Annotated in this window: 20 protein-coding genes and 1 other annotated feature; of the genes, 11 read left to right on the top strand and 9 right to left on the bottom strand. The window is 47.4% G+C overall.

Translation table 11 applies throughout. From position 1 onward, the window contains the following. Positions 1 to 52 precede the first annotated feature (52 nt). On the bottom strand, positions 53 to 1,039 hold the full coding sequence (gene trpS / locus B9Y93_RS20985; protein ID WP_085497907.1) for a tryptophan--tRNA ligase: 987 nt from the start codon (positions 1,037 to 1,039) through the stop codon (positions 53 to 55). An 83-nt stretch (positions 1,040 to 1,122) separates the two neighbouring features. Continuing rightward, positions 1,123 to 1,369 (bottom strand) — a binding site (T-box leader). Between the two features lie 249 nt (positions 1,370 to 1,618). Here trpS and B9Y93_RS20990 point away from each other — a divergent pair. The 3 genes from B9Y93_RS20990 (at position 1,619) to B9Y93_RS21000 (ending at position 4,435) form a co-directional block, all read left to right on the top strand. Further along, the gene (locus B9Y93_RS20990; RefSeq protein WP_085497909.1) at positions 1,619 to 2,584 is read left to right on the top strand and encodes an aldose 1-epimerase; all 966 of its coding nucleotides are present in this window, start codon (positions 1,619 to 1,621) and stop codon (positions 2,582 to 2,584) included. Between the two features lie 162 nt (positions 2,585 to 2,746). Further along, positions 2,747 to 2,974, top strand: coding sequence for an alpha/beta-type small acid-soluble spore protein (locus tag B9Y93_RS20995; protein WP_085497911.1), 228 nt, complete (start codon positions 2,747 to 2,749; stop codon positions 2,972 to 2,974). Between the two features lie 204 nt (positions 2,975 to 3,178). Next, positions 3,179 to 4,435, top strand: coding sequence for a methyl-accepting chemotaxis protein (locus tag B9Y93_RS21000; RefSeq protein WP_085497914.1), 1,257 nt, complete (start codon positions 3,179 to 3,181; stop codon positions 4,433 to 4,435). Positions 4,436 to 4,693: 258 nt separating this feature from the next. Here the strand turns inward: B9Y93_RS21000 and B9Y93_RS21005 are convergent, their stop codons facing one another. Further along, on the bottom strand, positions 4,694 to 5,566 hold the full coding sequence (locus tag B9Y93_RS21005) for a helix-turn-helix transcriptional regulator (RefSeq protein WP_085497916.1): 873 nt from the start codon (positions 5,564 to 5,566) through the stop codon (positions 4,694 to 4,696). Between the two features lie 187 nt (positions 5,567 to 5,753). On the opposite strand from B9Y93_RS21005, the gene B9Y93_RS21010 reads away from it, so the two are divergent. Beyond that, on the top strand, positions 5,754 to 7,967 hold the full coding sequence (locus tag B9Y93_RS21010; RefSeq protein ID WP_085497919.1) for a GH92 family glycosyl hydrolase: 2,214 nt from the start codon (positions 5,754 to 5,756) through the stop codon (positions 7,965 to 7,967). Positions 7,968 to 8,271: 304 nt separating this feature from the next. On the opposite strand, the gene B9Y93_RS21015 is transcribed toward B9Y93_RS21010, so the two are convergent. Continuing rightward, positions 8,272 to 10,065, bottom strand: a complete 1,794-nt coding sequence (locus B9Y93_RS21015; RefSeq protein WP_088548712.1) for a M3 family oligoendopeptidase — start codon at positions 10,063 to 10,065, stop codon at positions 8,272 to 8,274. A 136-nt stretch (positions 10,066 to 10,201) separates the two neighbouring features. On the opposite strand from B9Y93_RS21015, the gene B9Y93_RS21020 reads away from it, so the two are divergent. Continuing rightward, a complete protein-coding gene (locus B9Y93_RS21020) occupies positions 10,202 to 10,417 on the top strand; it encodes a YycC family protein (protein WP_085497925.1) in 216 nt (71 codons plus the stop codon). Continuing rightward, on the top strand, positions 10,414 to 10,650 hold the full coding sequence (locus B9Y93_RS21025) for a hypothetical protein (RefSeq protein WP_085497927.1): 237 nt from the start codon (positions 10,414 to 10,416) through the stop codon (positions 10,648 to 10,650). Before B9Y93_RS21020 ends, B9Y93_RS21025 begins: the two co-directional genes overlap by 4 nt. 143 nt (positions 10,651 to 10,793) lie before the next feature. On the opposite strand, the gene B9Y93_RS21030 is transcribed toward B9Y93_RS21025, so the two are convergent. Beyond that, on the bottom strand, positions 10,794 to 11,519 hold the full coding sequence (locus B9Y93_RS21030; RefSeq protein WP_085497930.1) for a DUF2225 domain-containing protein: 726 nt from the start codon (positions 11,517 to 11,519) through the stop codon (positions 10,794 to 10,796). A gap of 98 nt (positions 11,520 to 11,617) precedes the next feature. Then, positions 11,618 to 12,004: a globin domain-containing protein gene (locus B9Y93_RS21035; protein WP_085497932.1), complete on the bottom strand. Its 387-nt coding sequence runs from the start codon at positions 12,002 to 12,004 to the stop codon at positions 11,618 to 11,620. Positions 12,005 to 12,500: 496 nt separating this feature from the next. On the opposite strand from B9Y93_RS21035, the gene ylbJ reads away from it, so the two are divergent. Then, entirely contained in the window at positions 12,501 to 13,709 is a 1,209-nt protein-coding gene (gene ylbJ, locus B9Y93_RS21040) for a sporulation integral membrane protein YlbJ (protein ID WP_085498027.1), read from the top strand. Between the two features lie 78 nt (positions 13,710 to 13,787). Further along, a complete protein-coding gene (locus tag B9Y93_RS21045; protein ID WP_085497934.1) occupies positions 13,788 to 14,606 on the top strand; it encodes an NAD kinase in 819 nt (272 codons plus the stop codon). A gap of 93 nt (positions 14,607 to 14,699) precedes the next feature. Here the strand turns inward: B9Y93_RS21045 and B9Y93_RS21050 are convergent, their stop codons facing one another. The 3 genes from B9Y93_RS21050 to lipA form a co-directional block, all read right to left on the bottom strand. Beyond that, positions 14,700 to 15,455 carry a CAP domain-containing protein gene (locus B9Y93_RS21050; RefSeq protein ID WP_085497936.1) on the bottom strand — a complete coding sequence of 252 codons (756 nt, stop codon included), beginning with the start codon at positions 15,453 to 15,455 and terminating at the stop codon, positions 14,700 to 14,702. 429 nt (positions 15,456 to 15,884) lie between these two features. Continuing rightward, the gene (locus tag B9Y93_RS21055; protein WP_085497938.1) at positions 15,885 to 16,652 is read right to left on the bottom strand and encodes a YutD family protein; all 768 of its coding nucleotides are present in this window, start codon (positions 16,650 to 16,652) and stop codon (positions 15,885 to 15,887) included. A gap of 86 nt (positions 16,653 to 16,738) precedes the next feature. Continuing rightward, entirely contained in the window at positions 16,739 to 17,623 is an 885-nt protein-coding gene (lipA, locus tag B9Y93_RS21060) for a lipoyl synthase (RefSeq protein ID WP_085497940.1), read from the bottom strand. Between the two features lie 430 nt (positions 17,624 to 18,053). On the opposite strand from lipA, the gene B9Y93_RS21065 reads away from it, so the two are divergent. Continuing rightward, positions 18,054 to 19,064 carry a M23 family metallopeptidase gene (locus B9Y93_RS21065; protein WP_370738999.1) on the top strand — a complete coding sequence of 337 codons (1,011 nt, stop codon included), beginning with the start codon at positions 18,054 to 18,056 and terminating at the stop codon, positions 19,062 to 19,064. Between the two features lie 146 nt (positions 19,065 to 19,210). On the opposite strand, the gene yunB is transcribed toward B9Y93_RS21065, so the two are convergent. Further along, on the bottom strand, positions 19,211 to 20,341 hold the full coding sequence (gene yunB, locus B9Y93_RS21070) for a sporulation protein YunB (protein WP_085497942.1): 1,131 nt from the start codon (positions 20,339 to 20,341) through the stop codon (positions 19,211 to 19,213). A gap of 212 nt (positions 20,342 to 20,553) precedes the next feature. Here yunB and B9Y93_RS21075 point away from each other — a divergent pair, with 212 nt between their 5' ends. Further along, the gene (locus tag B9Y93_RS21075) at positions 20,554 to 21,501 is read left to right on the top strand and encodes a DMT family transporter (protein WP_085497944.1); all 948 of its coding nucleotides are present in this window, start codon (positions 20,554 to 20,556) and stop codon (positions 21,499 to 21,501) included. A 423-nt stretch (positions 21,502 to 21,924) separates the two neighbouring features. Continuing rightward, positions 21,925 to 22,260 carry a winged helix-turn-helix transcriptional regulator gene (locus B9Y93_RS21080; RefSeq protein WP_085497947.1) on the top strand — a complete coding sequence of 112 codons (336 nt, stop codon included), beginning with the start codon at positions 21,925 to 21,927 and terminating at the stop codon, positions 22,258 to 22,260. Positions 22,261 to 22,515 lie beyond the last annotated feature (255 nt).

Below are 22,515 nucleotides of genomic sequence, written 5' to 3' on the forward strand. Positions count from 1 at the left end.
CGTTTATGGCTAATTAATGAAGCTTTGGCTTGCTATATATCCTATCATCGCATTAGCGCGGCAATACAAATCCCATACGCTTCTTCACTTCGTCCATTGTCTTCTCCGCAACTTCTTGAGCACGCTCTGCCCCAGAGTGAAGGACATCATAGAGCTCGCCAGACTTGCGAACCTCATGATAGCGAGCTTGAAGCGGCTCAATCATCGAAGCAACAGCCTCACCCAGCTCCTTTTTGAATGGACCGTACATTTGGCCTTCATACTTCGCTTCGATCTCCGCAATCGACATATTCGCCACATGAGCATAAATGCCAATCAAGTTACTGATCTCAGGCTTATTCTGCGGATCATATTTGACAAGCGCCTCAGAATCCGTCTTGGCACGGCTGATCTTCTTCTTAATGGCGGCAGGATCATCAAGCAGTGTAATAAAGCTGCCAGGGTTCGGATTGCTCTTGCTCATCTTCTTCGAAGCATCATCAAGAGACATAATCCGAGCGCCTACCTCAGGAATATAAGGCTCTGGCACATGGAAGAATTCACCGAAGCGATGATTAAATCGGCCCGCAATATCACGTGTTAATTCCAAATGCTGCTTCTGATCGTCCCCGACTGGAACGAGATCCGCATTGTACAGCAAAATATCAGCAGCCATCAGGGATGGATACACAAACAATCCAGCGCCTACAGAATCCTTGCCTGCCGCCTTATCCTTGAACTGCGTCATCCGTTCAAGCTCACCCATATTGGTAAGCGTCGTCAGCAGCCATCCTAGCTCAGCGTGCTGAGGGACATGGGATTGCAGGAAGATTGCCGCCTTCGTTGGATCGATGCCTGCCGCAATGTAGAGTGCCGCTACTTGTTCACTTTGCTCACGAAGCATAGCTGGCTCCTGAGGAACTGTAATTGCATGAAGATCGACGACCATAAAGAAGCATTCATGATCCTCTTGCAGCTTCACAAAATTTTTCATAGCGCCAATATAATTTCCAATTGTCAGCTGCCCGCTTGGCTGAATACCAGATAATACACGTTTCACGTGCCATCACTCCTCTTGTTATTTATCCTTGTCTTGCATGGATCGATTATTTAATGCAAACAAAAAAAGGCCTCCCATCCCTGGAAAGGGACGAAAGACCGTGGTGCCACCCTAATTCGCTTATGCCTGAACTGCATAAGCCTTGAACTCCGATAACGCCGAGTCAGCGGCTGGGCATTGAATCTTAAGATACCGACCTTTGCTGATCTTAAGATGGTTCCTCCCAGCACTCCGAGGTCCATTCAGCTATTCCACAGCACCGATTTCCACCAGCCATCGGCTCTCTGTTGCTGCGGGCAACAACCTACTTATCCTCATCATGGATTTATTCCACAGGTGAATCGTACGCTTCACCATGAAGTTACCCTATACAATAATGATAATCCATTCATTTGTCAATTCTTAAGACCAAAAAATGGTCATGGCCTGCAGGTGAAGCCAAGATGATCCTTTCCTCCTTAGCCGCTCACTGTGTCGATGTTAACTTTTCCAACGATTATCGTTGTGATAACCTAGTGATGTCAGCATCTGCTGCACATGATGGAGAGATCAACATAAGGATTGCGAGGAGAAGATACCATGCATCAGATAACAAGAGGGCAATGGAATGGATATGAGACACTGATTCTTCATAGCGACACACTGGAGGCAACATTGCTGCCAGCGCTTGGCTGCAACGTCATTCGACTTTGGGACAAAAAGGCGGAACGAGATGTGCTTCGCACACCCGCTGAGAGCGATCTTGATTACTATATGACCAAGCCCTATCACTTTGGCATTCCAATGCTTATGCCTCCTGGCCGAATTCGCCGGGGACGCTTTAGCTATGCAGGAGTAGATTATCAATTTGATCAAAACACGGCAAATGACAATCATATTCATGGGCTTCATCGATTGCAGGCATGGACGGTGGCAAATGAATCTGTTCAAGATGAAATATGCTCCGTTACTTGCACTCTTCTTACTGCTGAAGATAATAATTGGACGAGACAATATCCAACGCCATTAGAGCTTGCCATGACGCTTGAGCTCTCACAAGGGAAATTGACACAGAAGCTCGTCATACAGAACCTCAGCGATACGAATGCTCCATTTGGCTTTGGAACCCATACTTGGTTCAACATTGATGGCGAGCCTGATCGCTGGAACTTGAAGGTGCCTGTTACCGGCATCTATGAATTGGACGAGGAACTCATCATGACAGGACGCACTGAACCTCTTCAAGCATTCGATGCCTTGAATCATGGCCTGAAGCTTACGGGAACCAACTTCGATACTGTATTCAGCATTGGGGAGCACAAGCCTGAAGCCTGGCTGACTCGTGATGATGGATATCGCATTCGCTATGCAGGCAATGAGCCGTTCTTTAAGCATTGGGTCTTATATACACGCGGCGAAGCTGATGAGATCATTTGCATAGAACCGTATACTTGGCTTCCAGATGCCCCTAACCTTCCTTTTGATCAAGAAACAACGGGTTTGATCGAGCTTAAGCCTAATGAGCCTGTCGAGCTGATTTTGGATCTAGATATAATCAACCCATAAAGAGTAAGTAAGTTGTATGCCAGCATAAGTTCTATGGGAAAGAAATAATGCCAAGACACAGAATGGTCGTGTCTTGGCATTATTTACATCTCTAGCACTATGAATCATTTGAATATTAACTTCTTTATTTCTCATAATAACATTCACAAGGAGGTGATCCACATGGCAGTTCAACAATCCGGCCGCTCAAACAACCTGGTTGTACCTCAAGCTACTGCAGCTCTTCAACAAATGAAGATGGAGATTGCAAACGAGCTTGGCATCCCAGTTCCGCAAGATGGCTACTATGGCAACTATACAACTCGTGATACAGGCTCCATCGGAGGCTACATGACGAAACGTCTTGTTCAAATGGCTGAGCAGCAGCTTCAAGGCCGCTCCGTACGTTAATTCATTCTTGTTTACACCCCATATACTTAACTACGATTATCGAGCTTTCAACGCCAAGTTGAGAGCTCATTTTACGTGATCTCCTTTTGTTCGATATCTTTCGCCATCATTCTTACCATCTGGGTACTTTTTCATAGACTGCTTGATTAACCCAATGCTATAATAAGCCTAGTTTTGGATACTATTGGTGAAGGAGCGGTCAACTTGAATAGGTTATCAGCACTAAGCTTTAGACAGAAGCTATTATTGGGTTGTTACAGTATTCTGGGACTATTCTCCCTTTGCATGTTGATTCTTCTCCTGCTTGATGCCTCTCTTCTTGTCGGGTTGATCGCCGTTGTGATTCTCCTGGCAGCGAGCTATCCGATCCTGAATATGATTGATCGTTCACTTAGTGCTCCGATCAAGGAAATATCCTATTCAGCGATTCAGGTCGCTAAAGGCGACTTCTCGCAGAAGCTTCAAGTCAATGCCGACGATGTGGTTGGCGATCTAGGCCACACCTTCAACCGCATGGTTGAACAGCTGCGCCAGATTCTTCAGCAGACGACAGATCTGTCTAAGCATGTCTCCGATTCAGGAAGAGACATGTACTTGAAGAATCAGAACATGAAGCTCGTCATGGAGCAGGTGGCAGCCTCCTCTAATGAGCTTGCAGTCGGATCTTCCGAGATCTCAGAGGATATTGCGGGAATGACGGAATCGATGAAGGAGATTGAGGACAGAGTCGCGTCGTATGCTCATTCCACCAAAGAAATGAATGAGCGCGGCATTCAGACACTAGCGCTGGTTCACAAGGGCCGTTCGGCCATTGATACGCAGACTGAAGGGATGAAGCGCAACGTGGAAGCTACCGAGCAAGTAGCGGAGACGATCAGCGAGCTCGCCCGCCAAGCCAACGGCATCTCGAAGATTACTCGCAGCATCTCCGAGATCGCTGAGCAGACGAATCTGCTGTCGCTTAACGCCTCCATCGAAGCTGCGCGTGCTGGGGAGCATGGACTCGGCTTTGCCATCGTAGCTCAAGAGGTGCGTAAGCTCGCGGAAGAATCCTCTTCGATGACGAAGGAAGTCTTCACGCTTGTTAAAGGCATTGAACAAGGTATTCAACAAGCGCTTGTACACATTAAGAAGAACGAAGATGTCGTGTATACGCAAACCACCATGATTCAAGAAACGGAACGCATCTTCAAGGATATTGTGGGAAGCGTTCAATTTATTACTGATCAAATCACGAACTTTGCAAACGAAAGCGATCTCATGCTGGAGCATGCGCGCAACATCTCAGGCTCGATCGAGAACATCTCTGCCATTACGGAGGAGTCAGCTGCTGGAACGGAGCAGGTCTCTGCATCGATGAATGAACAGATTCATTCCGTACAGAGCATGCTGGAGTCTACTGAAGAGCTTCAGCAGAAGGTGCTTCAGCTGCAACGCATCATTCAAGTATTCAAGTTATAGGATTCAACATGACATACACCAACAAGGGCCGTCATCAGTCAGCATATGCTGACTGATGAACGGCCCTTTAAGCTAACTGCTGAACAATAACTCGCAGCTAGCTGCAAGCCGAATATCCTGGCCGCAATAAGCTCCAAAAGCTCACACCTATATTTGCATACAGCTTCACTGTGTTCCATTTCCTTGGTGCTTGCTCAGCAAGCTGTATTCACCATTCACTACGTTTCCATTGATTTGTGTTTGTTCTGCATACGGGGTTTACTGCGTCTCGATTCCTTGATGCTTGCGATACGCCGTAGGCGACATCTTCATATGCTCCTGAAACACGCGTACGAACGTGGAATACGACTTGAAGCCAGCCTCATAAGCAATATCTGTAATCTTCATATCCGTAGCAAGCAGAAGGTTAACCGCATGTGCGATCCGTATCCGCTCCAAGAAGGAGTTGAAATTCTCCCCGATCATCTGCTTAAAGGCAGAACTCACATAAGAGGGACTGTAGTTGAACTGCTGAGCAAGCGATTCTAGACCTATGTCCTCTTTAAAGTTCTGATATACATATTGAATGACCTGCCACATTCCGCCTCTGCCTTGAACCAATCGTTTATCCCTCGCAGGCTCTAACGCCCGCTGCCGATATCGGTCAAAGACGATAAACAGCTGGATCAGCTTCGCAAGAAACATCATGCGGTACCATGGCCCTTCCTCCAGCACTTCAGCATGCATCTCCTGAAGCAAATGCATCATCGCCGCAGCAGCCTCTTCATCCAGCCTATAAGTGGACATCGCATCATTCTCTGCATCTCTTAGCAGGCGATGCAGAGAATAAAGCGAATCCTCCGGCCCGAAAAATCCTTTCAACCCAATCGCGCCAACATACAAATGCAATTCTTCCCCAGGCTCCACCCTGATCTCATGCACCTGATGCGGAAACAATAACGTAAACGTCCCAGGCACCAGTTCGCGGGCTACCCCATTCACCAGCTCGGTTCCCCTTCCTCGAAAGGCATAGGTATACTCAATAAAATGGTGGACATGCGCGGGCACAGACGAAGGCAGCTGATGGATTTTTAGCGTAAATGGAAAATCACCATATATTTCATCATCGCCATGAAGGTTATTTGGAAACATGACTATCCCTCTTTCCTGCCAAGCTAAAGATCTCTCAGCTGCTATTGTATCATTAAACATGAGATGTTTTATAAATTTATGATAGGTTGAAATGAGCCGATCCTTTTACAATAAAGAATAAGTACGGCAAGCTTCAATCATGATAAATTAAAGGATCATTACGACGACCTTAAAGGAGAGAATCCTCATGTCACTGTTACAATATGTCAACCCTTTGCAGGGTACAGAATCCGTATATCAGCGTTCCCACGGCAATTCCTTGCCGCTCGTTGCCCTTCCATTTGCGATGGCCTCCTTCGCTCCGCAAACGAATGAAGCTGGCGGCGGCTGGTGGTTCCATCCAAGCCACACTCGCTTTGAAGGGGTGCGCTTGACTCACCAGCCGTCCCCTTGGATCGGTGACTATGGGCATCTAACATTGCTCCCACAGACAGGCCCGCTGAAGCTGTCTGCTCATGATCGCTCGACTTCATTCCGCAAGCAGGATATGAGCGTAGCACCGGACTATTTCAAGATCTACATGAGACGCTATATGAGCACGCTGGAGCTTGCGCCAACAACAAGAGGCGCGAGCATGCGCGTCGCCTTTGATACCAAGCAAGGCCCGGCACGCTTTATTTTGTCCGCGTTCCCGCGTGAATCTTCTGTCACAATCAACCCAGAGCAGCGCACCCTTGTGGGCTGGACGAAGGCTCATGCTGGCGGCGTGCAAGACAACTACCGCATGCACTTTGTGCTCACTTTCGACTGCGACATTATTGCAGAGGATAGCGGACTGTCCGATGAGCACATGAAGCCAATCAAGAGCTTGTCTCATACCGGCGAGAGAATTGGCGGATATGTAGGACTTAAGCTGCCTGAAGACGGTATCGTGAACGTCAACATCGCGACTTCCTTCATCAGTGAAGAACAAGCTTGGACCAACCTGAACCGCGAAATTGGCGGACAATCCTTCGAGGACATCCGCGCGCTTGCCGCGAAGACTTGGGAGAAGCAGCTCGGCACGATTGAGGTCGAAAGCGACAACCAAGAGCAGCTTGCTACATTCTATACATGCTTGTATCGCACTTGCTTGTTCCCACATGCCATTCATGAGTATGATGAACAAAACAAGCAAGTTCACTACAGCCCTTATAACGGCAAGATTGAAGACGGTCCGTTGTTTGCCGATATTGGCTTCTGGGATACGTATCGAACTTCATTCCCGCTCTACAACTTGCTCTTCCCTAGCCGCATGAATGAATTCCTGCAAGGCTTTGTGAATGCCTACAAAGAGACTGGCTGGATGCCTAAATGGATGTCTCCTGGTGAGCGCAGCATGATGCCAGGCACCTTAATCGACGTTACATTCGCGGACGCGGTTGTAAAAGGCATCACAGATTTCGAGCTGGAGACGGCCTATGAGGGATTGTTCAAGCATGCGACAACGCCAGCAGAAGATCCGCATTATGGACGCAAAGGAACAGCAGATTATTTGAAGTACGGATATTTGCCTGCTGATCTATATACGCATGAAAGTGTGTGCAATGCGCTTGACTACATCTACGGCGACTTCTGTATCGCTCAGATTGCCAAGCAGCTAGGCCGTGAAGAAGACCATAAGATGCTCATGGAGCGTGCGAAAAACTACAACAAGCTCTATGACCCAAGCATCGGCTTCATGCGCGGCGTATTGTCTGACGGAAGCTGGCTGTCTCCATTCGACCAGCACGAATGGGGTGGTGCTTACTGCGAAGGCGGACCATGGCAGAGCAGTTGGGCTGTACAGCATGACTTCCTCGGCCTTGCGGACCTAATGGGCGGTCGTGAAGGGTTCAAGGAGCGTCTTGACGCATTGTTTGCAGAGGCGCCTTTGTTCAAGGTTGGCTCCTACGGCTTCGAGATTCATGAGATGTCGGAGATGGCGCTTGTTGACTTCGGCCAATTCGCTATCAGCAATCAGCCAAGCTTCCATATTCCATATATTTATACGGCATTGGGTTACCCAGCACTTACCCAATACTGGGTTCGCAAGACGATGGATGAACTGTTCAGCGCGAATCCAGATGGATATCCTGGGGATGAGGACAACGGCAGCTTAGCAGCATGGTACGTATTCGGTGCTATGGGCTTGTATCCGCTAAGCCCAGGTGTTCCACAATATGTGGTTGGTTCTCCATTGTTCAAGCGCATGACGCTTCATCTAGAGAACGGCAAGGATATCGTGATCGAAGCCAACCATGAGACGGAAGGTTCCACATACGTATCTGGCATCCAATATAACAATGCTGAGATGAGCAAGCTGTATGTGACTCATGAAGAGCTCGCTAACGGCGCAACGCTGCAATTCCAGTTGACTGAGACGCCGCAAGAGATCAGCTACAGCGAAGCTGACCTGCCTTACGCTATGTCTAGAGCGTAAAAAGGTGGAACAAGGCTCTGTATATCGAGCTTGATGGAACTTCATTAACTGCATTCTTTTCCATCAAGTGAAAACAGTGTGCGATGAACCGCCCGCCTCATTGCAGAACAATAGTCTTATTCGACTACAAAAAAGCAACCATCCTTTGAAGCATCACTAAATATGCAACTTTAAAAGGCCGCAAGCCTGCATCGTCTCAAGACGAGCAAGGCTTGCGGCCTTTGTTATCGAGCCGTGCTGATGTTAGAATGCATCAAGCGCCTGCTCCGTTATTTTTATAAATACTCGGCATCACTGCCTAGCTTTATTTGTTTGTCATCTCAAGGAACAACTCCACATCTTTCACCGTTACATCAATTGCACGCTGCCAGAAGTCAGGCTTCGTAAGATCCTCTCCAAGATGCTTCATCGCGAGCTCCTCGACCGTCATGCTGGCCGTATCGCGAAGCAAAGCGTCGTATCGGTCCGCAAACGTAGGACCCTCTTCCTGCGCACGCGCATATATGCCTGTGCTGAACAGGTACCCGAAGGTGTACGGGAAGTTATAGAACGGCGTATCCGTAATGTAGAAATGAAGCTTCGAAGCCCAGAAGTGCGGATGATAAGAATCAAGCGCGCCGCAGTAAGCTTCCTCTTGTGCTTCCACCATCAACTTATTCAATTGCTCAGGGGAAACGATTCCTTGCTTTCTCGCCTCATAGAAGCGAGTCTCGAACAAGAAGCGTGCATGAATGTTCATATAGAAGGCGATAGAGCGAGAGATCTTGTCTTCAAGCAAAGCAAGCTTCTCTTCCTCATTGCTTGCTTCCTTCACCGCAGAGTCCGATACGATCATCTCGGCAAAGGTAGATGCGGTCTCGGCAACGTTCATCGCATAGCCTTGGGCCATTGCTGGAAGTCCATCCATAACACGCTGATGGTATCCGTGTCCAAGCTCATGCGCAAGCGTTGATACATTAGAAGGCGTGCCCGCATAGGTCATAAAGATCCGTGTTTGTTCACTAACCGGGAAGGACGTACAGAATCCGCCTGGACGTTTGCCAGCGCGATCTTCAGCCTCTATCCAGTTATGGTCGAAGGCGCGAACGGCAAAGTCCGCCATGCGCTCGCTGAACTTGCGGAACTGAGCCACAATCGTCTCAGCACCTTCGTCGTAGGAGATCGTCGTCTGCTGGCTGCCAAGCGGCGCTTCCACGTCACACCATGACAGCTTAGAAACGCCAAGCAGCTTCGCTTTGCGGTTCAGATATTCCACAAACTTAGGCTTGTTCTTAACAATGGTGTCCCACATCGTATCCAATGTTTCTTTAGTCATCCGATTGATCTTCAACGGTTCCTTATGGATATAATCCCATCCGCGCTGCTCATACAGTTTGAGACGGAAGCCTCCCAAGTGGTTCAGCGCCTCACTGCAAAAGTCTTCTTTGTCCGTCCAGGCTTGCTCCCAGCGTTCGAACATCTGCTCGCGAACCTCACGGCTTGGGTGTGACAGTTTGTTATGGGCTTGGCCTGCAGACAGCTCCTGCACCTGACCATTCTCCTCATATGGCACACGCACATGTGAGACCGTCGTATTATACAGATCGCCCCAGCCATGGTATCCATCTGCAGACAAGGCTGCAACCAAGGCTTCTTGCTCCGGAGGAAGCTTCTCCCGGGCCCATTCCCGACGCTCATTCAGGTTGAAGGCAACCTTCGCCATCTCTTCATGAGCCAGAAGCTGATTCCACTGCTCTTGAGTGAGCTTTGCCAGCACTTCATCTACACGCGTGCCCAAGGCAGAAAACTTGGAGCTGATTGCACGACTTTTGCCGCTAAGTTGTGTCGCTGCTTTATCCTTCGTATTTTGAGCGGTTAGGCATCCGATGAATGCTCTCGCTTCACGAAGACGCTTTGTCACTTCTTGCAGCTCTACGATAAGCGCTGAGAAGGATGGAATGTCCAAGCTGGAAGTGTCCTCTGATACGCGAATCAGCGTCTCATTCATCGCTTGAATGTCCTGCTCTACTTGAGCCAAGGAAGCCTTCAAGGCATCTGAAGAGGAGCCGCCAGGAAAGATATTTTCCAAATCCCAAGTCATTTGAAGCGGTTTGTTCACATCTAACACCCTTTCCGGTCTATAATATGTATGATTTACAGCCTGCTGCATCTTATTTGTCATTTCAGATCGCAGCGTGTATAACTAAATTATACCGACAATATGGATTAATTAACAGGAGGTTAAATATTTAAATATGAAACCATTACAGATTTCTGCCGATACAGCTGTGAAATTGTCCCAAGCTCTTGGTGTTCCTGTCGAGCATCTGATGCACATGCCGCAGCATATTTTATTAGCAAAACTTGCTGAGCTAGCCAAGTCAGCAGCAGAAGATGAACATAAGAACACGGATGCTCTGAATTCATCCTCTGCTTCCCAATCTGAAGATTCGGAGTCTGAAGAAGCATGATTCCATTTGAAAATACAATCCCTTACGATGAGATGATGGGAGATCTCTACGTTGAGGATTGTCCCTTCTGCCAGGCCCATCACGTTCGCTTGCCCATCAAGCCTAAGGAGCGCCCGCTGATTCATGATGGAAAGAAGCGCCTGCTCGTGTTTCCCTGCTGCAATCACCGTGTGACAATTGTTGATTGTGATTCTGATTATTTGCTAGCTGACACCCCTGTCCGTTCCAAATAATTGTGCATTAGCTAACACGAAAGCCCCTGCCTTCAACAGAAGGGAGGGGCTTAAGATTATGTCCTTCAAATAAATCAGTTCAGATATGGTTCAAGTACAACTTGAACCATTATTCAAATAACATGAAATAACGTCAACTGACGTTAAATGGTAAACTTTTTTTCCTCGAACATTTCATCTGGAACCTCAAGCTTGAGCTTATGCATCTGTTCGCGCATCTCGGCCCACTGCTCTCTTGCTGCGCGAATCATCGCAGCATCCATGATGCGCTTGTCATGAATGAGCCTTGAGAAATGCATGGCCGCTTCATTGAATTCGCCTAATCGGCGATGAAGCTCACCCATCATATAGATCAGGCGGGCATCATTCACGTCACTGCCTGCATCGCGTTCATAGACCTCCCGATAAGCATCAAGCGCAAAGCGCATATACCGCTCTTCCTGCTGCTGATTGCCTTGGTAGCGGTATAACCAAGCCATATGATGCAATAAGCCTGCAATAATCCGGCTGTTCTCATTCACGGTTTGCGCAGTCAGAAGCGCAAGCTTGTAAGTCTCAATTGCCTGCGCAAGCGTTCGCTCCCCACCATAATCACGTGACGAAAAATGCGCGGATACTTGAGCATTGAATTGGGCCACATCCTGCTCTGTCCATGTCTTCTTCGCATGCTCTGTAGTCGCACAGCCGCAGCGATCACATACTTGTACGACATAATAATCCGGGTTCAACGCCTCTTGCTTGTAGTGCGGGCAGAAGTCACTATCCATGCGCTCAACCTGCTTGAATTTCGGTCGAATACGCGATGTTTTGAAATCATGCTGACAAGCTGGACAATGTGCCGTTAATTGATATAAAGGTTCCACTTCCATTACGATGAATCCCCCTTAGTCAGATCGATGATGAGTTCTTGTTGTTCGTGTCTATGATGTCATATCTCTGTGCTTAACGCTTCGGGATGATCTGAACATCAGGTAGAAGGTGAATTGACAAAATGATGGGCAGGACCGGACAACCGCGCCAGAACTGCGGCGCTTAGCTCCTCACTCACATTAACTTCCTTAAGCGCTTCCCGCATGCAGGACAGCCAAGCCTCAGCGCGCTCTGGTGTAATCTCAAAGGGCAGATGTCTCGCTCTCATCATGGGATGCCCATACTGATCCGAGTACAGCATTGGACCACCAAAAAACTGAGTTAAAAATAAGCGCTGCTTCTCCATCACAGGCAAGATATTGTCTGGGAACAACGGGCCAATCAGCGGATGAGCCTGTACCTTAGGGTAGAAGGCTTCAACAATGCGGCGAATGGCATCTTCACCGCCGAGCAACTCATATAGAGTTTGATGATATCGTTCCATAGGTATACTCCTAGATCATTATAATAATCACTGTCTCTTCTATTATATCAGATAATTACCAGCGGCTTACAACAAAAAAGGCGCTGAATATTCAGCACCATGACTTAAGCAGCTTGGCTATTAAGATTCCCATTCTTCCGGTGGACCCATTAATGACTCTCGAATGACATAAACGAAAGCACAAACAAGGATGCCAGCAATAATACTCATCCGTATCACCCCTAGTTACAGTTACAACGTTTATCTCTGTATATATAATTTTATCATAAGCATCGGCTAAATCCTATCCTTTGATGCAATCGCTTTCTTTACGTTTTGATTACAGCACTCTGTTACACAGCTGTAATATTCGACAAAGTTGACGGCAGTTTGTTGACGATTATTTAGGACATGTTCTTGCTTGGCTGCACATACGATGATTATGGACCCTCACATGTCTATGAACGTAAGAGAAGGAAGGTGCCATTCGTTGTATAAGCATCGCTCAAGAGCTTCGATGCTCTTCATTGTACTGTTCGCCTTGCTCTTCATTCTGTTACTGCTGCTGCATCCCCGAGAAGCCATTCAGTCTTCTCTGCGTGGCATTTCCATATGGTGGGACGTGCTGTTTCCTTCCTTGCTTCCTTTTTTTATCATTTCAGAAGCACTGCTTGGCTTCGGCATCGTGCACTTTATCGGAACGCTTCTTGACCCGGTCATGAGACCGTTGTTTCGTGTGCCCGGTGTGGGCGGCTTTGTTGTTGCGATGGGCTATGCCTCTGGTTATCCGGTAGGCGCCAAGCTTACAAGTCAACTGCGTGAGCAGAAGCTGATTACACGAGCAGAAGGAGAGCGACTGGTTTCGTTTACAACAAGCTCTGACCCTATTTTTTTGATTGGTGCCGTGTCCGTCGGTTTTTTTGGCCATGCTGGAATCGCCCTGACCCTTGCTGCTGCCCATTATGGCTCAGGGCTGTTGTTAGGATTATTCATGCGTTTTCACGACTCTAAGGCTCCTGCTACTCCAATGTCAGCGAAAAAGCGCAGCCCTGAAGGCTCCCTCTGGAGCATGCTGCAGCAAGCCTTCCAAGCGATGCATACTGCAAGAATCCAAGACGGGAGGCCGCTTGGCACCCTGCTTCGTGATGCTGTTCAGTCCTCCTTGAAGCTGATGGTTGTCGTCGGGGGACTCGTCGTATTTTTCTCTTTTTTCATGGAAATGCTCACTGTCACAAATATCATGAATAGCTGGAATGCAGCGCTGTCTTCGCTGCTGTCTTGGCTTCAGCTTTCACCTACACTGGCAGAAGCCTTCACAGGCGGCTTGTTCGAAGTAACGATTGGTTCAAAGGCAGCCGGCACCGCAACGACAGCCGGGCTTCATATGCAGGCAGTGGCCGCGGCATGGGTCTTGTCTTGGGCAGGCCTGTCGGTTCATGCTCAGATCGCAAGCATTTTGAATCAAACGGATCTCAGATACCAGCCGTTCCTGCTTGCTCGATTCCTGCATAGTTTACTCGCTGCTGTTCTTGCCTATGCGCTTTTCCCATGGCTTGCCCCCAAGGGAGAGCATCTGCCTACGTTTCTACATCTATCCTCGTCTTCTGTGTTGGATTCTGGCTGGAGACACTTTGGGTTATTTGCTTCATCTAGTCTGATTATCCTAGCTTCCATCCTGCTTCTTCTCCTGCTGCTCTCGTTTATCATTCGCATGTTTCGACGATAATGATCAGAGATCGTGATTGTTTTCCATGCGCGGAACGATTAAGATGGATATGAATCCATCCATAAAGGAGAAGCCATCTTGAAGTATGCAGTGTTAGATCGAGGAGACGAACTCTCACGCCAGCTTACGGCCCAATTGCATCAGCTTGCAGCAGAACGTGGACTTATTCATGACAATCAAGAACCTGAGATCGTCGTGTCGATCGGTGGTGACGGAACGATGCTGCAGGCGTTTCAACAATACAAGCATCGACTTGATTCCCTTGGTTTTGTTGGTATTCATACCGGACATCTGGGATTCTATGCTGATTGGAAGGCAGATGAGATCAAGGAGCTTGTAGAGGCTATGTGTGAGCAGCATGATGAGGAAGCACACCCTCGCAGAGTGGAATATCCATTGATTGAGCTTACCATAACGTATGAGAATGGCGAAGAAGAAACACATATTGCACTTAACGAGTTTACGATTAAGAGCATAGACACCACCATCGTTGCTCAGATTGATATTAATGATGAGCTGTTCGAGATGTTTCGCGGAGACGGGATTTGCATCTCCACGCCATCTGGGAGCACAGCCTATAACAAGAGCTTGGGAGGCGCAATGATTCACCCTACGATTGCGGCTATACAGCTTGCTGAGATTGCCTCCATCAACAACCGAGTCTTTCGTACTTTAGGCTCGCCGATCGTGCTGCCGAAGCATCATCATTTTGATATTTATTCTCGGAAAAAGCAGCGCCTGCTGCTGACCATCGATCATGTAAACAGACCCATAGAGAATCTGCATGCCGTGCGCTGCCGCGTCGCCGACCAGAACGTATCGTTTGTACGATATCGTCCATTCCCTTTTTGGAATCGTGTGCGCGAAGCCTTCCTAGGCTATGGAGACCAAACATAATCATACACACAACAACCCCCTGAGGATAGCAGATAGCCTTCTGCCCTCAGGGGGTTGTTTATTCATAAAGATAGGATCTTATAATACCTGCAATCAGCCTGTAAACTCTTGTACCCACTCGCCATTATAGTAAGCAACGCCAATAGATGTGTAATTAGGATTCATAATGTTTTTACGATGCCCATCACTGTTCATCCAATCCTGCATCACTTGCTCGGGCGATGTTTGGCCTTTGGCAATATTCTCGCCTGCGTAGCTGTAGCTCACACCTTGTGCACGCATGAGGTCAAATGGAGAACCATAGGTTGGAGATTGATGGTCAAAGTAATGATTGTCATACATGTCCTTCGCTTTAATCATGGCGACTTGGGACAGCTTGTCATCCATTTTAAGCGGAGCTAGTCCGCCTTTGGCACGCTCTTGATTAACCAACTCCACTACGCGGCTTGCGAATGCAGCCTGATCTTTGGTTACCGTTGGTGTTGTCTCTGGCTGCGACGGCGTTTGTGGTGTTTGCGGTGTTTGCGGTGTTTGAGGCGTCGTCACCTCTGTTTCTTGCTGAGGAAGCTCCGGAGTTGTTACCTCAACCTCTTCGGAAGGAACTCCCGGCTTGCTTGCCTGCTGATCTTCCTGCGCCTGTCCAGGCTGGAATGGAAGCTTAAGATCAATAGGGAGCCATTGCTTCAACCAAGAATCCGGAATATTCAAGGATGTATTCCATGTATAGTTGCACAATGTGCTCGATTTACCTTGGTCTGCTGCAGCGTTGGCTTGGCTGCCAGCAACAAATGGGGTTACGGTTAATGCTGTTGCGACGATAAGTGTCATCATAGATTGTTTCTTCAACATAACATCTCCTTTTCCCGCCTTGCAGAGACTATCATCACCATGTGCAGGCTGCTTAGACCTTCAGCATTTTGTGATGATACAAGTCTGGACGGTTTATTGAGTACGAGATGATCGTAACATGAGAAGATGCACAATTCATTTTAAACATAATGTAATTAGACGCAATTTATTACAATTTGTTAATAACTTTCCTTGTAACCACAGATTTTTCACCATAATCATATAAGAAAGGTCCAATATTCCTTAAATGGAAACAAGATTACCATTTATAGTGAAATAATGATCCGCAAACCGCTAGAAAAGTTGGTTCATTGCAATACGTGGATACATGGAAAGCTATCCCTCTACACGTTTTACAATTATTAGCAGCATTCTGCCCTACATAAAAAAAGGACATCTGTCCAAAGTCAGATATCCTTTAGTTCCATATTAGGTATGAACTTTCTCCATCGACCGCTCAGAACCCTGCTTGTTGGATGACTTAGGCTGTTCAGGCTTGGCATCGCCTGCATCCTGCGATTTGGCTCCCTTAGACTTGTGATATCGATTGCGATTGCGGTTTGGCTTCGATCGCTCCTGTCGATCAGAGCGATTCGGACGCTCTTTGCGTTCCCCTTGCTGCTCTTTGCCTGCATCCTGCTCGAGTCGAGACTGCTTGTCCGATCCTCTATTCGCACGCTTCCGATCTGACCGCTCACGACGCGGCTGATCTCCACGTTCTTTGCGATCTTGTCGAGCAGCGGTCTCCTCCGCTTTAGCCGACACGGAAGCTTCAGCGCCTTCTTGCTCCTGTCTTCCCTGCGTTCGTTTAGGGGATAACACAATCCCTTCCTGTGCAGCTGCAGCTGTTTCATTGAACTCAACCAATTCTGAAGAAGCTTGACCTTCGCCACCAAGATCATCCTGAGGCTCGCGTCCACCTTTGTTAGGCACCTTCTCCAAGATGAAGTAAGCACATCCAAAGTTACAGTATTCATTAATATAATCCATAATACTGGATACCGAGCTATCCTTCGTTGACTTTGGATGGGTCTCCTTAAAGAACCCCTTTAAACGAAGCTGATTGTATCCCCAATCGCCAACAATATAGTCATAGCGTTCCAAGACCTCGCTGTAGCGTTCCCGGAATACTTCTGGATTCCATGCCGTACGATGCTCTTTCACAAGTTCATAACTTTTCCCGCCAATAAAGATCATACGAAGCCGTCCCTCCTCTCATGGTTTTATCGTATATCATGTTGCAAGTGCTGGCAATAAGAGCCTTCATACCATCATCGACCAGATTATGCCTGCACGAGGTTCTTTTGCGCCGATTGAACCTGCTCATGCGCATGATACGAACTTCTAACAAGCGGTCCAGACTCTACGTGACTGAAGCCGCGCTTCAAACCTTCTTCTTTTAAGAGGGCAAATTCCTCTGGAGTATAATATTTCTCTACAACAAGATGCTTTGGCGTTGGCTGCAGATATTGTCCGATCGTTAAAATATCCACATCATGCGCACGCAAATCATCCATCGTCTTCAAGATTTCATCCCATTCTTCCCCTACACCAAGCATAATGCTTGATTTTGAAGGAATCTTAGGCTGCATCGTCTTTGCACGACGGAGAAGCTCTAGTGTGCGATCGTATTTTGCTTTTGCGCGAACACGGTCAGACAAACGCTCTACCGTTTCTACATTATGATTCAAAATGTCAGGCTTCGCATCCATGACTACCTTAAGCGCCTCTTCACTGCCCATAAAGTCTGGAATCAATACCTCGACTGAGCATAGCGGCAGCCGCTTGCGAACCGCATGGATGGTCGCAGCAAAGATGCTTGCTCCTCCATCCTGAAGATCATCCCGAGCAACCGAGGTAATAACACAGTGGCGAAGCCCCATGCGTTCAGCAGCCTCTGCTACACGTTCTGGCTCTTGAAGGTCAAGCTCTGTTGGCATTCCAGTATTGACTGCACAAAATCGGCATGCACGAGTACAAATGTCACCGAGAATCATGAATGTTGCCGTGCGGTTTGCCCAGCACTCATAAATGTTCGGACAACGCGCCTCCTCACATACTGTATGCAGCGTCTTCGAACGCATCATATCTTTGATCTCTGTATAGTTTTCTCCAGTCGTAAGCTTAATACGAATCCAATCCGGCTTTTTAGGACCTTGTTTCTTCATGGAGCAACCCTCTCTTCTATGTCACTTGTTAACTCGTTCAGAGATTATTATGTCACAATCATCGAAACATTGAAACCCCATTTATAGTACAGGGTATGCAAAATGTTGATATGTAAGGACTTTTCTTGTATCAATGAATCTCAAACTGCACTATAACAGTTAACAAAAGCATCATCACTGCTATACTACAGTTCTCGAAGCGCCTTACATGCAAGGACAAGGGTCAGTTCCTATCATCGATTACAGAACCTTTCCAAGCTTAGCATACTTTATATTTCCAATCAATTTATTCCCTTATGACAACTTCCTGATTGGATAATAACAGAAGTTCCGTTACATCCTATATGTACAAGGCATCGGATAAGGAGGTACTAATGTGCTGCGCACTTCAATAATGATTACTTTATTCTTGTTAACATGGAGCTTATGCATGCTTTCCAAGGCAGAAGCTGGACCTCAAGCGATGGCCGTTCAACACAGCTCCACCAAGCAAGAACAAACCAAGCAGCCAGATCCGTTTGAACAGCGTCGTATGCTGTACGAACGATTCAGCACCATTACCGGAATTCCCTGGTATCGATTGGCTGCTATTGACCAATATGAACGAACATTAACCAAGGCTAACAAAAAAAATCGAGAACAAACCGCTCCTGTCATCAGTATTTTTGTAGACCCTGTCAAATGGGCCGGCATGCTAAATCCCGATCACGAGGACTGCAACCCCAAGTCCATTCAATGGTTTCATGGAATGGGACGAGATGGATCCGGCGATGGCGTAGCAAGTCGAGATAATGACATGGATCTGCTCTTTAGCATCGCTTCCGTCATCGGCTCTTCGACCCTGCGCAATGATGACTTTGCTATTGGCTTATGGAAATATTATGAGAACAGCAGAGCGGTGCAGCGCATACAGCAGTTTGCCCGGCTCTACGAGCACTTTGATCGCTTGCAGCTGTCGGATTATACCTTTCCCCTTCCTTTAAAGTCAACGTACTCTTATCGAAGCACATGGGGAATGGGGAGGCATTACGGAGGGTTTCGCATCCATGAAGGAACCGACATCTTCGCCCCACACGGTGTACCTGTCCGAAGCACCTGTTACGGTGTAGTCGAGATCAAGGGCTGGAACCGTTATGGGGGCTGGCGAATCGGCATTCGCGATGTGAACAATCTATACCATTATTATGCTCACTTGTCTGGCTATGAGAAAAATGTTAAGCAAGGCGATATCGTGAGCCCCGGTCAAGTCATTGGCTGGGTTGGCAGCTCTGGGTACGGCAAGCCCGGAACACAAGGGAAATTCCCACCCCATCTGCATTATGGCATCTATCGGGACAAAGGGCTTATTGAATATGCATTTGACCCTTATCCTTCATTAAAAAGCTGGGAAAACAGCGACTATCGCAAGCTGAAAGCAAAGCAGAAAAAGAAATCCTCTTAAGACAAGGCAAGAAGATCTACCATCGTTTTGTTATGCTAGGTAAGATTCACCATATATAGCTGCATATCAAAAGGACCTCCTCGCCAGATTTTTTATCAGCGGCATGGAGGTCCTTATTAATGTCCCAGTCGTTCTTTACTGCTAGGCTATTCTTCTGACACATCGCCAGGCTCCAATGGCGGAACCGTAATCGTCTGTCCCTTCAGGTTCGCTGCTTCTCCACTATCGGTTGAGACAGAGTGAGAAGAACGTGATCCATTGCTTGAGATCCCCTTATTCTCATCACTGCTAATGCCAGCAGCATCCCCTTTCCTTTCTCCTGCTGAAGCATCTTTATCTGAAGGCAGCGGAGGCAAGGCAAGCGATGGCGCTTGATCTCGATTGTCTCCGACCGGCTTCCCGCTTCCATCATAGTAATACATCGGCACATCCCCTACGACAAGCAGGTAAGAGATCGGAATTTCGGTCTCAATAACCTCAGGCTCCAAGTCAAACGGGATGACGATTGCTACTTCTTCGACCACCTTAACAAATACTTCGACCAGCACCATATTGATGCCCACTTCACGCGGCCGTGTATTCAGCTCTACCTTCACTGCGCCCTGAGGCTCCATCTTCACAGGGATTCGAGGACCAAAGGAAGCTATAATGGCGCTTCCTAACGCCTGACCGAGCGGAATATGATCATCAAACTGCTCGGTATCAAGCAAGGTCTGCTGCACGATGCTTGCTGTCTCTGACGTGATCCTCATATGCTCATTGTAATTTAGAATAAAGCTTGTAACCTTGCCCTCATTATCTGTCTTCCATTCAATGAGCTTATCCAATTCACGCCCCTGCATCACCTGACTGCTAATCGCTTGGTTGATCGCTTGTGTGGCCACCTGCTTGACTCGAATCTTGGCCAAGTGCATAAGCGGCCCCTTCAAATTCTGATCCACGTAAATAAACATCTGTACCGATAAGACAAGGAAAATGACTAGTGCGATGAACCAAGCTCGCCGCCTTCGCTTCGGCTTAGAAGGAGGCGACTTCCATCCGGCTGCTTTAACAGCTTTGCCTCCTGCTTTGTCCTGACTGCTTATTTGAATTATCTTTTGATTGCGATAACCTCGCTCTGAAAAGGAAGATGCTGAACGCCATCTTGTCCGCTTGGAGAACAAGGATTGAGATTTGGCTGGAAACTGGAGCGCAGGTCGTCCCCATCTTCGGTTTCGTCTCGGACGTTGCAGGTCCTGCAGCAGCCTTTTCAGCACATTACGGCTTCCCCAACGCATGAACACCCCTCCAGTCTTTTGGCAAGGTTGGGCCTGTACCTTACTATATGTATGCATCGGAGGGGTTGTACCATTCGAAAGCTTGTTTTGAAATTCGCAGTGCTGTCGATAATCGAACATATGTTGTGGCACTATGCACTGGACTATTCGAAGCACGACTATGTTAATATAGAGATATAGAAAATATTTGTAAATAAAGGAGGGGTGATCCCTTGAAGCCAGAACTCGGAAAAGCTTACGCTGCAGCAGTGCTGAACGCAGTTATTGTAGGGCTGTCCTTCCTGTTTCTAAAGATTGCCTTAGTGGATGCAAGTCCGCTTGATACGCTTGCTCACCGCTTTACCTTTTCCATTATTGCGGTTGTCATCCTTGTGCTCTTACGCATCATTAAGATTAACATGAGTTGGAAGCACATCCTTCGAATCATGCCGCTTGGCATTTTGTATCCGGCACTGTTTTTCGGATTCCAAAGCTTTGGCCTCCTTCATGCAACCTCCTCTGAAGGCGGAATTTTGATGGCGCTTGTGCCGATATTTACAGTCTTTTTAGCTTCTTTATTCTTAAAGGAGAGAACCAATTGGGGACAGAAGCTGTCGATTCTGCTCTCGGTGGCCGGTGTGATGTTCATACTGATTATGCAGGGGGCCTCCATTCAGTTCGATCATCTAACTGGACTATTTTTGCTGCTGCTGTCTGTGCTCTCCTTAGCAGGGTACAGTGTATTGGCTCGACCGCTCGCCAAACAGTATAAGCCGATGGATATGACCTGCATGATGCTAGGGATTGGCTTTGTGGTGTTCAACCTTGCAGCCATTATTCCTCATCTAGCCAATGGAACCATGCATGAGTTCTTCATGCCTTTGAAACAACCCAAGTTCTTGCTGTCCATCATTTATCTAGGCGTCTTGTCCTCTCTCGTGACCGCCTTTCTCTCCAACTATGCGCTCTCCAAGCTGGAGGCGTATAAGATGAGTGTATTTGGCAATCTCGGCACCATCATTACGATTGCCTCAGGTGTTATCTTCCTTAACGAGCCGCTCTATAGCTATCATTGGATTGGAGCTGTGATGATCCTTGCCGGAGTGATTGGCACCAATATATTGGGGAGAACAACTCGTCAGAAGAATGAATCATCCAAGCCCGTAAGCTCTGCACGCTAAGTCCAAAAGAATACACACAGGCAGTCGGCTATCTTATTTGGTAGCCATTTGAGCTGATAAATGAACCCGGCAGGATCCAGCAAGCATACATAAATATGGGTGCTTGCCTGTCATAAACTGTTTGATGTCTGTATAAGCGTAAAATCGCTGTAAAATGAAAGCCTCCAGCGCTATCCCTGAGGATAGTTTCTGGAGGCTTTTGATATACTTGAAGTCACACCCTGATTGCTTTATGTTCAACTCAATGTAACGAGCATTGTCATTACCAACTTGCAATGAGGATGAGCAGTAAGCACCCTTGTTTTTACAATTTAAACGGCATTTCATTGACTTACGATTCGTAACTTAGTATATTTTATATATTATTAACCATTATTCCCTTATTCATCGACTGACTGATCTCTAAACGAAAGGATGAGCGATATGAATCACGACATTCCTGCCCTATGTCCGCGTTTTGAGAAAGCGATAGAACTTCTGAGCAAGCGCTGGGCTGCGCTTATCGTTTATCAGCTGCGTCTAGGTCCACAGCGTTTCGCACATATCGAGCACTCCTTGCCTAACTTAAGCTCCAAGGTACTCTCCGATCGCTTAAAGGAGTTGGAACAGGAAGGACTGATTCGACGTGATGTGTATCCAGAGACTCCGGTTCGAATCGAATATTCATTAACCGAAAAAGGACAAGCCTTATCCCCTCTGTTTGATGATATTGCAGCTTGGGCTTCCCAATGGGTCGAGCTGGCCGATGCGGCAGAGTGATTCGTCATAACATCGCATCTGCGCTGTACTTCGCTGTTAGCGCCGCATATGGACAATATTGAATCCGTATCATCAGAGTTTGCGGACAAGCTCGAACGGGTTCTTGCAGACACTGTTAGGCGAATCCGCAGTGACTTCATCAAAAATGGCAGCAAATCCTCTTGTGAGGTTATGCTGCCATTTATAATATTCATGATGCTCAGCCTATAAAGGATTAAGGAAATACGAGAATTCCCAGAGTCAGCATCACAAGTA

Origin of the sequence: Paenibacillus aquistagni, from assembly GCF_900177815.1 — a bacterium.
Lineage (GTDB): Bacteria > Bacillota > Bacilli > Paenibacillales > Paenibacillaceae > Paenibacillus_B > Paenibacillus_B aquistagni.